The 12,207-nt window shown below is 67.6% G+C and carries 14 protein-coding genes; 3 read left to right on the top strand and 11 right to left on the bottom strand.

Annotation, left to right across the window (positions count from 1 at the left end):
* Positions 1–6: 6 nt before the first annotated feature.
* From IEX93_RS03150 to IEX93_RS03115, 8 genes are read right to left on the bottom strand one after another with little or no spacing between them, the layout of a single operon-like run.
* Positions 7–879 (bottom strand): FAD-dependent oxidoreductase, encoded by an 873-nt coding sequence (locus IEX93_RS03150; protein WP_188846363.1) that lies wholly within the window; start codon positions 877–879, stop codon positions 7–9.
* A 3-nt stretch (positions 880–882) separates the two neighbouring features.
* A complete protein-coding gene (locus IEX93_RS03145) occupies positions 883–1,215 on the bottom strand; it encodes a hypothetical protein (RefSeq protein WP_188846361.1) in 333 nt (110 codons plus the stop codon).
* A gap of 12 nt (positions 1,216–1,227) precedes the next feature.
* Positions 1,228–2,550, bottom strand: coding sequence for a tRNA (N6-isopentenyl adenosine(37)-C2)-methylthiotransferase MiaB (gene miaB, locus IEX93_RS03140; RefSeq protein WP_188846359.1), 1,323 nt, complete (start codon positions 2,548–2,550; stop codon positions 1,228–1,230).
* A 54-nt stretch (positions 2,551–2,604) separates the two neighbouring features.
* Positions 2,605–3,006: a SaoD/DsrE family protein gene (locus IEX93_RS03135; protein ID WP_188846358.1), complete on the bottom strand. Its 402-nt coding sequence runs from the start codon at positions 3,004–3,006 to the stop codon at positions 2,605–2,607.
* Positions 3,006–3,755 (bottom strand): ABC transporter permease, encoded by a 750-nt coding sequence (locus IEX93_RS03130; RefSeq protein ID WP_188846357.1) that lies wholly within the window; start codon positions 3,753–3,755, stop codon positions 3,006–3,008. Before IEX93_RS03130 ends, IEX93_RS03135 begins: the two co-directional genes overlap by 1 nt.
* Positions 3,740–4,486, bottom strand: a complete 747-nt coding sequence (locus IEX93_RS03125) for an ABC transporter ATP-binding protein (RefSeq protein ID WP_188846356.1) — start codon at positions 4,484–4,486, stop codon at positions 3,740–3,742. Before IEX93_RS03125 ends, IEX93_RS03130 begins: the two co-directional genes overlap by 16 nt.
* Entirely contained in the window at positions 4,479–5,468 is a 990-nt protein-coding gene (locus IEX93_RS03120; RefSeq protein ID WP_188846355.1) for an ABC transporter substrate-binding protein, read from the bottom strand. The genes IEX93_RS03125 and IEX93_RS03120 overlap by 8 nt, the downstream gene beginning before the upstream one ends.
* Positions 5,469–5,500: 32 nt before the next feature.
* Positions 5,501–6,499: a YpdA family putative bacillithiol disulfide reductase gene (locus IEX93_RS03115; protein ID WP_188846354.1), complete on the bottom strand. Its 999-nt coding sequence runs from the start codon at positions 6,497–6,499 to the stop codon at positions 5,501–5,503.
* 31 nt (positions 6,500–6,530) lie between these two features.
* Here IEX93_RS03115 and IEX93_RS03110 point away from each other — a divergent pair, with 31 nt between their 5' ends.
* From IEX93_RS03110 to IEX93_RS03100, 3 genes are all read left to right on the top strand, one after another.
* Entirely contained in the window at positions 6,531–7,274 is a 744-nt protein-coding gene (locus IEX93_RS03110) for a TerC family protein (RefSeq protein ID WP_188846353.1), read from the top strand.
* Between the two features lie 20 nt (positions 7,275–7,294).
* A complete protein-coding gene (gene fumC, locus IEX93_RS03105; RefSeq protein WP_188846352.1) occupies positions 7,295–8,695 on the top strand; it encodes a class II fumarate hydratase in 1,401 nt (466 codons plus the stop codon).
* 75 nt (positions 8,696–8,770) lie between these two features.
* The gene (locus IEX93_RS03100; RefSeq protein ID WP_188846351.1) at positions 8,771–9,385 is read left to right on the top strand and encodes a superoxide dismutase; all 615 of its coding nucleotides are present in this window, start codon (positions 8,771–8,773) and stop codon (positions 9,383–9,385) included.
* A 12-nt stretch (positions 9,386–9,397) separates the two neighbouring features.
* Here the strand turns inward: IEX93_RS03100 and mqnB are convergent, their stop codons facing one another.
* The 3 genes from mqnB to IEX93_RS03085 are packed head-to-tail and all read right to left on the bottom strand — an operon-like array spanning position 9,398 to position 12,173.
* Entirely contained in the window at positions 9,398–10,051 is a 654-nt protein-coding gene (mqnB, locus tag IEX93_RS03095) for a futalosine hydrolase (protein WP_188846350.1), read from the bottom strand.
* A complete protein-coding gene (locus IEX93_RS03090) occupies positions 10,051–11,712 on the bottom strand; it encodes a glycerol-3-phosphate acyltransferase (RefSeq protein WP_188846349.1) in 1,662 nt (553 codons plus the stop codon). Before IEX93_RS03090 ends, mqnB begins: the two co-directional genes overlap by 1 nt.
* Complete coding sequence (locus tag IEX93_RS03085; RefSeq protein WP_188846348.1) at positions 11,709–12,173, bottom strand: COG2426 family protein; 465 nt, start codon at positions 12,171–12,173, stop codon at positions 11,709–11,711. The genes IEX93_RS03090 and IEX93_RS03085 overlap by 4 nt, the downstream gene beginning before the upstream one ends.
* Positions 12,174–12,207: the final 34 nt, after the last annotated feature.

Below are 12,207 nucleotides of genomic sequence, written 5' to 3'. Positions count from 1 at the left end.
CCCAGTCTAAAACCTGGCGGCAAGCCTCTCGGCGAGGAGAGGAGCGTGGAGAAAGCCCGTGGAGCCAAACCCCGTGAGGGCCCACCCCCCCTCCACGGGAAAAAGGTGGGGGGCCCCAAGGCGGAAACGCACCCCCCGCCAGGCCGAGGCCACCTGGGGCCGGTAGCCCAAAAGGGCCTCGGCCCCCCTTAGAAGCCAGTCCACCTCCCCTTCCGTGGGGGGCGGGAGGCGGTAGCCCTTTTCCCCTGGGAGGTAGCTTCCCCCAAGGGCCGCCCCCGCCAGGTAGACCCGATAGCTTAGGGCCCGGGGAAAGTAGTCCAAAAGGGTGAGCACGAGCCCGGGGATGTGCCGCCCTTCCAGGGCCAAAAGGTGCGCCCCCCGCCCCCCTCCGGCGTAGACCAGCACCTCCCCTCTGACCCGCCCGCCGCCCTCGAGGCGGAGGTACGGCGGCTCCCAGGCCAAAACCCGCCCCCTTAGGAAGGGAAGCCCCTGGGCGAGGCGTTCCAGAAGGGGCCTTGGCTCCAGCCAGAAGGCCTCCTCCAAGACCACCCCACCTCCCTCCCAGCGGTGCTTCAGGGAAGCTAGCCTTTCCGCCACCTTGGGGCGGTCCTTCTCGGGCACGGGGCGGAAGACCCCGAGGTGGAGGGGGACGAAGCGGCTATAAAAGCCAAGGGCCGCCTCCAAAGCCCTTTCCCCCTCCTCCGCCAGGGTAAAGCGCCTTCCCCTAAGGGGGTTCACCAAGGCCACGGGCACCCGGCTCGCCTCCCCCAGGGCCTCGGCCACCACCAGGACCTTCCGGCCCCTTTTCCAAAGGAGGCGGGCCAGGGTGAGCCCCACCACCCCGGCCCCGAGGACCACGACCTCCGCTTCCCGAAGCATTCTCTAAAACCGGTACCCCTCCCCCTCCTTCCGGCAAAGCCCCCGGGCGGCAAGCCCTTGAAGAAGCCTTTCCGCCTCCTCCTCAGGCAAGAAGGCCGAGAGGTCTTTCGGGCGCAAGGCTCCGCCCCGCCGCCAGGCCTCCCGCATGGCCAGGCGCTCCCAAGCCGCCAAGGAAGGCCCCCGGGCAAGAAGCCCCCCCTGCCAGCGGGCAAGGCCCAGGTAGCCCAAAGCCCCGCCCCCCAGGGCCAGGAGAAACCCAAGCCCCGTGAAGCGGAAGGTGGCGAAGAGGAGGAGGAAGAGGGCCAAGGCCACACCCAGGGGGAGGATGGACCGCATCCCTCCACCCCCTTAGGCCACGGGCAAGGGGATGGGGGCAGGCTCCCTCGCCCCCACCACCTCCCCGAAGAGGAGGTGGGGCGTGGCCTGCTTGATCTCCACCTGGTAAAGCCCGGGCACGGGGGCCTGAGCGGCGGGGATGAGGACGGGGTGGTTCCCCCGGTCGTGCCCCTGGACGAAGCCCTCCTCCTTGGCCTCGCCCCGCACCAGGACCTCCACCGTCTTCCCCACCCACTCCAGGTTCCTGCGGTAGCTCCACTCCTTCTGCTTCTCAATGAGGCGCATCAGGCGCTCCACCTTCACCTCCCGGGGCAGGTCCTGGAAGTGCTTGTAGGCGGGGGTGCCGGGGCGGGGGGAGTAGATGAACATGTAGGCCTGGTCGTACCCCACCTCGTCGTAGAGGGAAAGGGTCTCCTGGAAGTCCTCCTCCGTCTCCCCGGGAAAGCCCACGATGATGTCGGTGGAGAGCACGGCGTCGGGGAGCATCTCGCGGATCTTGCGGATGCGGTCCAGGTAATGCGCCCGGCGGTACTCCCGGGCCATGCGCCTTAGAACCCGGTCCGAGCCCGACTGCACCGGCAGGTGGATGTAGCGGCAGATGGCGGGGGTCTCGGCGATGGCTTGGATGATGTCGTCGGTGAAGTTCACCGGGTGGCTCGTCAGGAAGCGGACCCGGGGGATGCCCATCCCCCCCACCATCCTTAGGAGCTCGGCGAAGCTGGGAAAGCCCGGCTGGTCCTTGCCGTAGGAGTTCACGTTCTGGCCGAGGAGGGTGACCTCCACCACCCCCGCCTGCTTTAAAAGCTCAATCTCCTTCAGGATGAGGTCGGGGTGGCGGGAAACCTCGGGGCCCCTCGTGGTGGGGACGATGCAGTAGGTGCAGTGGTGGTTGCACCCCCGGATGATGGTCACGTGGGCGGAAAGGGCCCCCTTGGGGGGCGGGGGGATGTAGTCCAGGACGTCCTCCCGGAAGGTGAGGTCCCAGAACCTGGCGTTTTGCTTCAGGGCCTCGGGCAAGGAGGTGAGGGCCCCGGGGCCTAGGAGGATATCCACCCCGAACTTCTTGGCCATCTGCTGGCCCTCATCCAGCTGGGCCAGGCAGCCCATCATCCCGATGAGGAGGCCCCGCCGCTCCTTCTCCTTGCGGAGCTGGCCCAAAAGGGAGCGCACCTTCTCCACGGGCTTGCCCCGCACGGCGCAGGTGTTCACCAGGACGAAGTCCGCCTCCTCCACCGAGTCCACCAGCTCCCACCCGAGGCTTACCAGCTCGCTTGCCACCAGGTGGGAATCGTACTCGTTCATCTGGCACCCGTAGGTGATGATGTGCGCGCGCATACGCCTCCTTGGGGTTCCCGGGGGGATCCCGGACCCCGTACCCACCAGTTTAGCCTAGAGGGTGATCACCTGGTCCACCCGGCCCGCAAGGGCCCGGTAGAGGTCGGGGAAGCACCCCACCTCCACCCCCTCCACCACGTGGGGGGCCACCCGGCAGACCCCTGGGGTCTTCCGCCCCTCCCCTTCCCGCGTGCACCACCGGGGCTCCCCCTCGGCCAGGCCCCTTTCCAGGGCGCAGAGGTCGCACATCATGAGGAGGATCCCCTTTTCCCGGGCCAGGCGGGAAAGCCTTTCCCCGATGGGGTTCCCCCGCTGGAGGACGAGGCAGTTATCGTCAAAGAAGAAGATCCCCACCACCTCCGCCCCGTGGACCCCCGCCTCCAGCTGGGGCAGGATCATCTGGGCCAGCTTGTGGCTCGCCGCTCTGGGACTGGAAAGCACGTAGGCCACCCGCATCAGAAGCCTCCTTGCGCCTTGGGCCGCCAGCGGAGAAGGCGGGCCTCGAGGCGGCCGAAAAGGTGGAAGAGGAGGAGCACGAAGAGGACCACCAGGGCCACGAGGGCCAAGGAAAGCCGGGCGTTGTAGGTGCTTTGGGCGAAGGAGAGGAGGTAGCCGAGGCCCCGGCTCGCCGCCACGAACTCCCCCACCACCGCCCCCGTGAAGGCGAAGCCCACCGCCACCTTTAATGAGGAGAGCACCCAGGCGGTGAGGGAGGGGAGGTAGACCTCCCTTAGAAGCCAGTACCGCCCCCCGCCCAGGGTGCGCACCCGCTCAAGAAGCCTAGGGTCCACCTCCTTGACCCCGCCGTAGACGGCGAAGAAGATGAGGACCACCACCAAAACGAGGCTTAGGGCCACCTTGGAGGCCAGGCCGATCCCCAGCCAGATGACGAAGAGGGGGGCGAGGATTACCCGGGGGATGGCGTTCAAAAGGAGCATGACGGGCTCCAAAAGGTCGGAGAAGAAGGGGCTAAAGGCGGCAAGAAGCCCGAGGGCGCCTCCCAGGAGAATGCCCCAGAAAAGGCCCAGAAGGGCGGCGGTGAAGGTGGCCTGGAGGTGGGGCCAGACCTCGCCCGTGGCGAAGAGGTCCCAAAGGGTCAGGAGGACCTGGTGGGGCGGGGGGGCGTAGAGGGGGTTCACAAGCCCCAGGGCGGCCAGGGCCTCCCAGAGGAGGAGAAGGGCGAAAAGGCTTAGGGCGCGGCGCATAGGGACACTTCCTCGAGGTCCTGCCAAAGCCTCCGGAAAAGGGGCCCGAACCTGGGGTCGGCCTTCACCGCCACGGGGTCCCGGGGCCTGGGGAAGGGGACGGGGTAGACCTGGGCGATCCGGGCCCTGGGGCCTTTGGAGAGGAGGTAGACCCGGTCGGAAAGGGCGAGGGCCTCCTCCAGGTCGTGGGTGACCAGGAGAACCGCGATCCCCTCCCCTTCCACCTGGGCCAAAAGGTCGCGGGTGATCTGGGTCCTGAGGATGGCGTCCAGGCTGGAAAAGGGCTCGTCCATGAGGAGGAGCCTGGGCCTTAGGGCCAGGACCTGGGCCAGGGCCACCCGCTTCCGCTGCCCCCCGGAAAGCTGGTGGGGGTACCGGTCCCCAAGCCCCGAAAGGCCGAGCCGCCCAAGCCAGGCCTCGGCCTCCTCCAAGGCCTTCCCCTTGGGCATCCCCCGGATCCTTAGGCCCAGGGCCACGTTCTCCCGGGCGGTGCGCCAGGGAAGGAGGGCGTCCTCCTGGAAGAGGAAGCCCAGGGCTTCCATGGGGAACTCCCGCCGGATCTCCCCTCCAAGGGGCCGAAGGAGGCCCGCCACCGCCCTAAGCAGGGTGCTCTTGCCGCTCCCCGAAGGGCCCACCAGGCTCACGAACTCCCCTTCCCCCACCTTAAGGTCCACCCCCTCTAAAACGGGGGTGGCCCCGTAGCCTAGGGCGAGGCCCAGGACCTCAAGCACCCAAGACCTCCCGGTCCAAAAGCCCCTCGAGGCGGAAGCCCGGGGGCAGAAGCCCCGCCTCCTGCTGGCTTTCCACCACCCGGCGGGCGGCCTCGAGGTCAATGCGCACGTCCTCCGGGTAGAGGTCCTTGCGGTAGCGCTGGATCACCGCCCTAAGCCTTTCCTCGTCCCCCCCAGCGATGAGGGCCTTGGGAAGGGTGTCGGCGATGAGGCGGGCGTCGGCGGCGTGGAGGAAGCGGAGGGCCTTGGCCAGGGCCCGGGCAAGGGCCCGCATCTCCTCCAGGCGCTCCTGGCGTTCTTCCCGCCGCACCGCCACACCCATAAACTCGTAGGGCCCGCCCAGGTAGGCCCGGGCCTGCTTCAGGTCCATGAGGTTGACGAGCTCCCGCCCCCCGGCCTCCTTGAGGAGGGTGAGGGCGGGCTCCTGGACCATCCCCACCTCCACATGCCCCGCCTTAAGGGCCTCGTAGAGGTTGGGGCCCAGGGTGGCGTACTGAACACGCCTGGGGTCCACCCCCGCCTTCTTCAGGAGGTAGACCAAAAGCACGTGGTCGGCGTTCCCCAGGGCCGAAACCCCCACGGTCCTCCCCTCCAGGTCCCGCACGCCCTTCACCGGGCTTTTGGGGGCCGCCGCCAGGGCGAAGAGGGGGAGCCTCCCGGTGGAGCAGAAGCGCAGGATGGGGGCCCCCCGGTGGTAGGCCTGGAGGGCGGCGTCCAGGCTGGTGGCGGCGTAATCCACCGCCTTGCCCACCAGAAACTGGAGGGCCTGGCTTCCCCCGCGGGCGTAGACCAGCTCCACCTCGAGGCCCTCCTCGGCGAAGTAGCCCCGCCTTTGGGCCACCTCGTAGGGGAGGATGCAGAGGAGCTGGGAGCAGAAGGCCAGGCGCAGCTTCCTCCTGCCCCGCTGCCCCAAAGCCACGCCGCCCAGGGCGAGCCCCGCGATCCCTTGGACCACCGAACGCCGGTCCACGCAGCAGCTCATGCCCCTATCCTCCCCTGCTAAGCTTCACACTGTCAAGGGTATGATCCCGGGGGCCGGCGGAAGCCCAACCCCCGCACCCGGGCGGCGATGGCGGCGAGGGCCTTTTGGGCGTGCTCCCGCCCGTTTTCTATGAAGACCGAGCGGGTCTCGGGCCCGTAGGCGCAGGAGCCCACGGCGAAAAGGCCGGGGACTGAGGTCTCCCACTCCGGGGAAAGCCGGGGCTTTTCCCCCTCGTAGACCACCCCCGCCTCCTTGAGGAGGCGGTCTTCCGCCCGGTAGCCGATCTGGACCAGGACGAAGTCCGCGGGAAGGAACGCCCGGCCCGAAGGGCGCCTAAGCCAAAGGCCCTCCTCGGTGATGGCCTCCACCTCCGCCTCCATCACCGCCTTGATGCTTCCTTCCTTCACCCGGTTCTCAAAGTCGGGAAGGAGCCAGTACTTCACCGAGGGCCGGACCCACCTCCCCCGGTGGACGAGGGTGACCTTCGCCCCGCCCCGGTAAAGCTCCAAGGCCGCCTCCACCGCCGAGTTGGACCCCCCCACCACCGCCACCTCCCGCCCGAAGAAATAGGCCGCCTCCTCGTAGCGGTGGAAGACGTGGGTTAGTTCCTCCCCGGGGACCCCCAGGCGGTTAGGGTTCCCGAAGTAGCCCGTGGCCACCACCACGTAGCGGGCGGCGAAGGCCTTCTCCCCCAGGCGGTCCCTGGCTAAGACCTGGAAGGCCCCCTCCCGCCCCCGGATAGCCAGGACCTCGGTGTGGGTGCGGATCGCTAGCCCTTCCCTTTCCGCCACCTTCTGGTAGTAGAGGAGGGCCTCCTTGCGGGTGGGCTTGGGGCCTTGGGAGACCAAAGGGTGCCCCCCGATCTCTATGTTTTTGCCCTCCGAGAAGAAGACCATGTCCCGGGGGAAGCGGTAGATGGTCTCCGCCACCGTGCCCCGCTCCAGCACCAGGTGGGAAAGGCCAAACCGCTTGGCCCAAAGGGCGGCGCAAAGCCCCACGGGCCCCGCCCCCACCACCAGGACGTCCACCATGCCCCCCAGTCTACCTTGTAGACTCCACCTCATGGAATGGCTCACCAACCCCGAGGTCTGGGTGGCCCTTCTCACCCTCACCCTCCTGGAAGTGGTCCTGGGGGTGGACAACGTGATCTTCATCAGCATCCTGGCCTCCAAGCTCCCCAAAGAGGAGCAGGACCGGGCGCGGGTCTTGGGCCTAAGCCTCGCCGCCTTGACCCGCATCCTCTTCCTCCTTTCCATCGCCTGGATCATGGCCCTGAAGAAGCCCCTTTTCACCCTCCTGGACCTCGAGGTCACGGGCAAGGACCTGGTCCTCATGGCCGGGGGGCTTTTCCTCATCTACAAGGCGGTGAAGGAGATCCACGAGAAGCTGGAGGGGGAGCCGGGCCACGCCGGCAAGCGGGTGGCCCCAAGCTTCGCCAGCGTCATCGCCCAGGTCCTCCTTCTGGACATCGTCTTCTCCATAGACTCGGTGATCACCGCCGTGGGCCTCACCCGCTTCGTCCCCGTGATGGTGGCCGCCATCCTCCTCTCGGTGGGGATCATGCTCCTGGCCTCCAAGGGCATCTACGCCTTCGTGAACCACCACCCCACGGTGAAGATGCTGGCCCTAAGCTTCCTCCTCCTCATCGGCTTCACCCTGGTGGCGGAGGGCACGGGGGTGCACATCCCCAAGGGCTACATTTACTTCGCCATGGGCTTCGCCGTCTTCGTGGAGTGGCTGAACCTCCGGGCGGGCCTTAGGGGGAGGCCGGTGAAGCTCCACGAGCCCTACGAGGAAGAGGGGTAAAATCGGGCGGGAGGTGCCTTATGGAATACCGGATTGAGCGGGACACCATGGGCGAGGTGAAGGTGCCGGCGGACCGCTACTGGGGAGCCCAGACCCAGCGCTCTTTGGAGCACTTTAGAATCGGGGCCTGGCGCTTCCGCATGCCCCTGGAGATCATCCGGGCCTATGGGATGCTGAAGAAGGCGGCCGCCAGAGCCAACCTGGAGCTCGGGGAGCTTCCCGAGGAGATCGCCAAGGCCATCATCCAGGCCGCCGAGGAGGTCATCCAGGGGAAGCTGGACGACCACTTCCCCCTGGTGGTCTTCCAGACGGGAAGCGGCACCCAGACCAACATGAACGTGAACGAGGTCATCGCCAACCGGGCCTCGGAGATCCTGGGAAAGCCCCTGGGCTCCAAGTACGTCCACCCCAACGACCACGTGAACCGGGGCCAAAGCTCCAACGACACCTTCCCCACCGCCATGTACGTGGCCGTGGCCCTGGCGCTCCACCAAAGGCTCTACCCGGCGGCACAGGCCCTGATCGGGACCTTTGAGGAAAAGGCCAAGGCCTTTGACCACATCGTAAAGATCGGGCGCACCCACCTCATGGACGCCGTGCCCATCACCCTGGGCCAGGAGGTGGGAAGCTGGGCCGCCCAGCTCAAGAACACCCTGGCCATGGTGAAGGAGGCGGAAAAGGGCCTCTACAACCTCGCCATCGGGGGCACCGCCGTGGGCACGGGGCTCAACGCCCACCCCCGCTTCGGGGAGCGGGTAGCCCAGTACCTGGCCGAGGAGACGGGACTTCCCTTCCGGGTGGCGGAAAACCGCTTCGCCGCCTTGGCCGCCCACGACGAGCTGGTCCATGTCATGGGGGCCATCCGCACCCTGGCCGGGGCTTTGATGAAGATCGGCAACGATATCCGCTGGCTGGCCTCGGGGCCTTACGGGGGGATCGGGGAGATCTTCATCCCCGCCAACGAGCCCGGCTCCTCCATCATGCCAGGGAAGGTGAACCCCACCCAGGTGGAGGCCCTCACCATGGTGGTGGTCCGGGTCTTTGGCAACGACCACACGGTGGCCTTCGCGGGGAGCCAGGGGAACTTCCAGCTCAACGTCTACAAGCCGGTGATGGCCGACGCCGCCCTCGAGTCCATCAAGCTCCTGGCCGACGCCATGGAGTCCTTCAACGAGCACCTGGCCAAGGGGATTGAGCCCAACCTGGAGCGGATTGAAGAGCACCTCCAGAAAAACCCCATGCTGGCCACCGCCCTCAACAAGGCCATCGGCTACGATAAGGCGGCGGAGATCGTGAAGAAGGCCATCAAGGAGAAGAAGACCCTCAAGCAGGCGGCCCTGGAACTCGGCTACCTCACCGAGGAGGAGTTTGACCGGATCGTGGTGCCCTTAAAGCTCGCCAAGCCCCACGAGGGGGCGTAGGCGGGGCGAGGCTTTGTGAGAAAGGCCACCCCCTAGGGGGTGGCCTCCTTTATAGTGGGCTTTGGGAGGTGAAGTATGCCGTACCCGTTCAAGCTTCCGGAGCTAGGCTACCCCTACGAGGCCCTCGAGCCCCACATTGACGCCAAGACCATGGAGATCCACCACCAGAAGCACCACGGGGCCTACGTGACGAACCTCAACGCCGCCCTGGAGAAGTACCCCTACCTCCACGGGGTGGAGGTGGAGGTCCTCCTGAGGCACCTCGCCGCCCTTCCCCAAGACATCCAGACCGCCGTGCGCAACAACGGGGGCGGCCACCTGAACCATAGCCTCTTCTGGCGGCTCCTCACGCCCGGGGGGGCCAAGGAGCCCGTGGGGGAGCTGAAGAAGGCCATTGACGAGCAGTTTGGCGGGTTCGCTGCCCTCAAGGAGAAGCTCACCCAGGCGGCCATGGGCCGGTTCGGCTCGGGCTGGGCCTGGCTCGTCAAGGACCCCTTCGGCAAGCTCCACGTCCTCTCCACCCCCAACCAGGACAACCCCGTGATGGAGGGCTTCACCCCCATCGTGGGCATTGACGTCTGGGAGCACGCCTACTACCTCAAGTACCAGAACCGCCGGGCCGATTACCTCCAGGCCATCTGGAACGTCCTCAACTGGGACGTGGCCGAGGAGTTCTTCAAGAAGGCCTAAACCCGGTGGGTCCTACGGGGCGGCGAGAAGCCGCCCCGTTATGTCTTCTAAGGCCCCAAGGGCCTCCCTAAGCCGCCAGGCCCCCTTGTCCCGCACCCCGGCGGGGTTGGAGATGGCCCTTAGCTCCACCCCTCTAACCCCTAAGGCCAGGCAGGCCCGGGCGAAGGCCGCCCCCTCCATGTTTTCCAGGGAAGCCCCCCACCTCCGGGCCAAGTCCAGGGCTTCCTCTGGGGTCTCCGAGACCAGGTCCCGGGTAAGGCCCACCGCCACCTTCAGGCCAAGGGCTTGGGCGAGCCCTTGGGTGAGGCCAGGGTCTAAGGGAAAGCGGTTGAAGTAGCGCCTTTCCCCCAGGGCCAAGGCGGGGAAGCCCAAAGGCGCAAGCCCCTCCTTAAGGCCCAGATCCGCCTCCACCTCCTCCCCCACCAAGACCGCCTCGCCCAAAGCGGGCCCCCCAGGGTAGGCCCCGGCGAGGCCGAAGAGGAGGGCCTTTTCCACGGGGTTCTTGGCGGCGTAGGCCGCAAGGGCCATGGCGGCGTTCACCTTGCCGATCCCCGTCTCCAGGTAGACGAAGCCTTCCCCCTTAAGGCCCTTCCAGGCCAGGAAGGCGAAGGGCTTCCCCTTGAGGAAGGGGGCCTCGAGGCGGGTGGGGGAAAGGAGGAGCCACACTAGTCCACCACCCGAAACCCCAAGGCCTCGGCCCGCTCCACGAAGAACTGGATGTTTTCCGAGCGGACCTCCCCCCCGAGGCTTTTCCGATCAAAGGCCTCCTCCGCCGCCAGGATCATGGTCTCGGCGAGGCAGGCGGGAACCTGATTGGGGGCGCCGAAGTGGAGGTCCAGGGTGGCCCTCGCCTCCCCGGGAAGCCGCACCACCCCCCCGGGGATGACCCGCACCCCCGGCACCTCCTTCACCGAGGGGTGGACGTCGGGGGGCACGCCCTCGTCGTAGATCCAGGCCCCGGGCTTCACGTGCTCCGGGTAGATGACGGGGTTGGGGTCGCTGGTGGCGGTGAAGACCAGGTCCGCCTCCCGGATGGCGGTGATCTCCGTGGTGGCCAGGATCTCGGGGGCCTCCCCCTTGCGCTCCAGGTTCTTCCGAAGGCTTTCCGCCGCCCGCTTGAGCCTCTCCAGGTCCCGTCCCACCAGGATGAGGCGCCCCACCAGGGGGGCGATCTGGCGGGCGATGCCGAAGGCCACCACCCCGTTCGCCCCCACCACCGCCGCCGTGGTCTTCTTCAAGTCCCGGCCGTTTTGGGCGAAGTGGGTGAGGATCCCGGGGATGGCCGCCCGAACGGTGCCCGCCGTGTAGGCGCCCCCGTTCGTCACCTCAATGCCCGGCACCGCCTCCTGCACCTTTTTCCCCTTCTCCCCCACCACGCTCCAGAAGGCCCCGAGGCCCACCACCGTGGCCCCAAGCTCCTGAGCGAGCCTCGCCCCCTGGATGGCCCGCCGCACGGCGAGTTCCGGCTTGGCCTTGATCTGGTGGGGCAGAAGGGGGGCGGAGATGAGGTGGCAGAGGACCTCCCGCCCGTCCGCCGTCCGCACCCCCCGCACCTCCCCCACCTTCATGGGGCGGAAGCGCTCGGCCAGGCGCTCTATCCACTCCTGCCTGAGAAGGCCCAGGCGCACCAGGGGCTTAAGCCAGCGGAAGCGGGGGCTTTGCCAGAAGTCCTCGAGGGTCAAAGGGTGGATCAGGAAGGCGCAGACCACCTGCCTCTCCGAGGGAAGAGGCAAGGGGTTTCCCAGCTTGGGCTCGGTGCCCTCGAGGATGCGGCCCAGGTTCTCCTTGTAGCGCCAGAGGGCGAGGAGAAAGAGGGCGAGGGCGAAAAGCCTTTCCCCAAGGCCGAACCCACCGAAAAGCATCACCCCCAAAAGCCCCAGGGGAAGCCCCAAGGCGGCCAAGGAGGCGTAGCCCGTGAGGGCGTAGAGAAGAAAGGCCAGGGCCACGGGCACCATCCCCAAGGCGGGGGGCAAAGGAAGCCCCGCCAGAACCCCTAAAAGCACCCCTGCCCCCTTGGCCCTTAGAGGCCAGGGGTCCCGGAAGAAAAGGGGGTAAAGGTGCCCCAGGTAGGCGAAAACCCCCAAGGCCAAAAGCCCCGCCAGATCCAGCCCCAAGGCCCGCCCCAAGAGAAGGGGGAGGTAGCCCTTTAGGAAGTCCAGGAGGAAGGAAAGGAGGGCAAGGCCAAAGCCCAGGCGCTTCAGGGCGTTTTCCAGGCCCAGGGTGTAGGGGCTTGCCGTGCGCAGGTCCACCCCGCGCCGCTTGGCGAGCCAGTACCCCAAAGGCAACGCCCCCACGAGGTAGGCGAGGGGAAGAAGAAGCGCGGTCATCGCAGGTAGTTTAGCCCGGCCACCGCCCCTCCGGTAAGGAGGAGGACGATAAACCCCGCCGCCAGAACCCCCAAGGATAGGGCCCAGAAGGCGTAGCGCCGCCTAAGGCCCAGGACCACCGCCAAAACCGCCCCGCTCCAGGCCCCCGTGCCCGGGAGGGGCACGGCCACGAAGAGGAAAAGCCCCAAGGCTCCCAGGCGCTGGATCTTTTCCTCCCCTTTCAAGCGCACCCGGGCCTCGAGGGCCCGCCACGCCCGGGCGAGGAGGGGTACCCGGGTGGCGAGCCCCACCGCCCAGGGGAGAAGCCCCAGGGCCAGGGGCACCACGAGGAGGTTCCCCAAAAGGGCCCAAAGGAAGCTTTCCCAAGGGGAAAGGCCCAGGGCCACCCCCAAGGGAATCGCCCCCCTGAGCTCCACCACAGGCAGGAGGGCCACCAGGATCACGTAAAGCTCAGGCGGCATAAGAAAACGCCCCGCCAGAACCCCGGCGGGGCCC

The sequence above is a fragment of the Thermus composti genome, assembly GCF_014647535.1.
Classification (GTDB): Bacteria; Deinococcota; Deinococci; order Deinococcales; family Thermaceae; genus Thermus; species Thermus composti.
The sequence above is the reverse complement of the archived record's forward strand: the minus strand, read 5'-3'. Positions and strand labels throughout refer to the sequence as shown.

What these genes read in the sequence shown, in the direction of transcription:
- fumC (WP_188846352.1), top strand. Translation starts at nt 7,295, where the DNA reads ATGGAATACCGGATTGAGCGGGACACCATGGGCGAGGTGAAGGTGCCG.
- IEX93_RS03145 (WP_188846361.1), bottom strand. Translation starts at nt 1,215, where the DNA reads ATGCGGTCCATCCTCCCCCTGGGTGTGGCCTTGGCCCTCTTCCTCCTC.
- IEX93_RS03135 (WP_188846358.1), bottom strand. Translation starts at nt 3,006, where the DNA reads ATGCGGGTGGCCTACGTGCTTTCCAGTCCCAGAGCGGCGAGCCACAAG.
- IEX93_RS03115 (WP_188846354.1), bottom strand. Translation starts at nt 6,499, where the DNA reads ATGGTGGACGTCCTGGTGGTGGGGGCGGGGCCCGTGGGGCTTTGCGCC.
- IEX93_RS03085 (WP_188846348.1), bottom strand. Translation starts at nt 12,173, where the DNA reads ATGCCGCCTGAGCTTTACGTGATCCTGGTGGCCCTCCTGCCTGTGGTG.
- IEX93_RS03150 (WP_188846363.1), bottom strand. Translation starts at nt 879, where the DNA reads ATGCTTCGGGAAGCGGAGGTCGTGGTCCTCGGGGCCGGGGTGGTGGGG.
- miaB (WP_188846359.1), bottom strand. Translation starts at nt 2,550, where the DNA reads ATGCGCGCGCACATCATCACCTACGGGTGCCAGATGAACGAGTACGAT.
- IEX93_RS03130 (WP_188846357.1), bottom strand. Translation starts at nt 3,755, where the DNA reads ATGCGCCGCGCCCTAAGCCTTTTCGCCCTTCTCCTCCTCTGGGAGGCC.
- IEX93_RS03110 (WP_188846353.1), top strand. Translation starts at nt 6,531, where the DNA reads ATGGAATGGCTCACCAACCCCGAGGTCTGGGTGGCCCTTCTCACCCTC.
- IEX93_RS03090 (WP_188846349.1), bottom strand. Translation starts at nt 11,712, where the DNA reads ATGACCGCGCTTCTTCTTCCCCTCGCCTACCTCGTGGGGGCGTTGCCT.
- IEX93_RS03120 (WP_188846355.1), bottom strand. Translation starts at nt 5,468, where the DNA reads ATGAGCTGCTGCGTGGACCGGCGTTCGGTGGTCCAAGGGATCGCGGGG.
- IEX93_RS03100 (WP_188846351.1), top strand. Translation starts at nt 8,771, where the DNA reads ATGCCGTACCCGTTCAAGCTTCCGGAGCTAGGCTACCCCTACGAGGCC.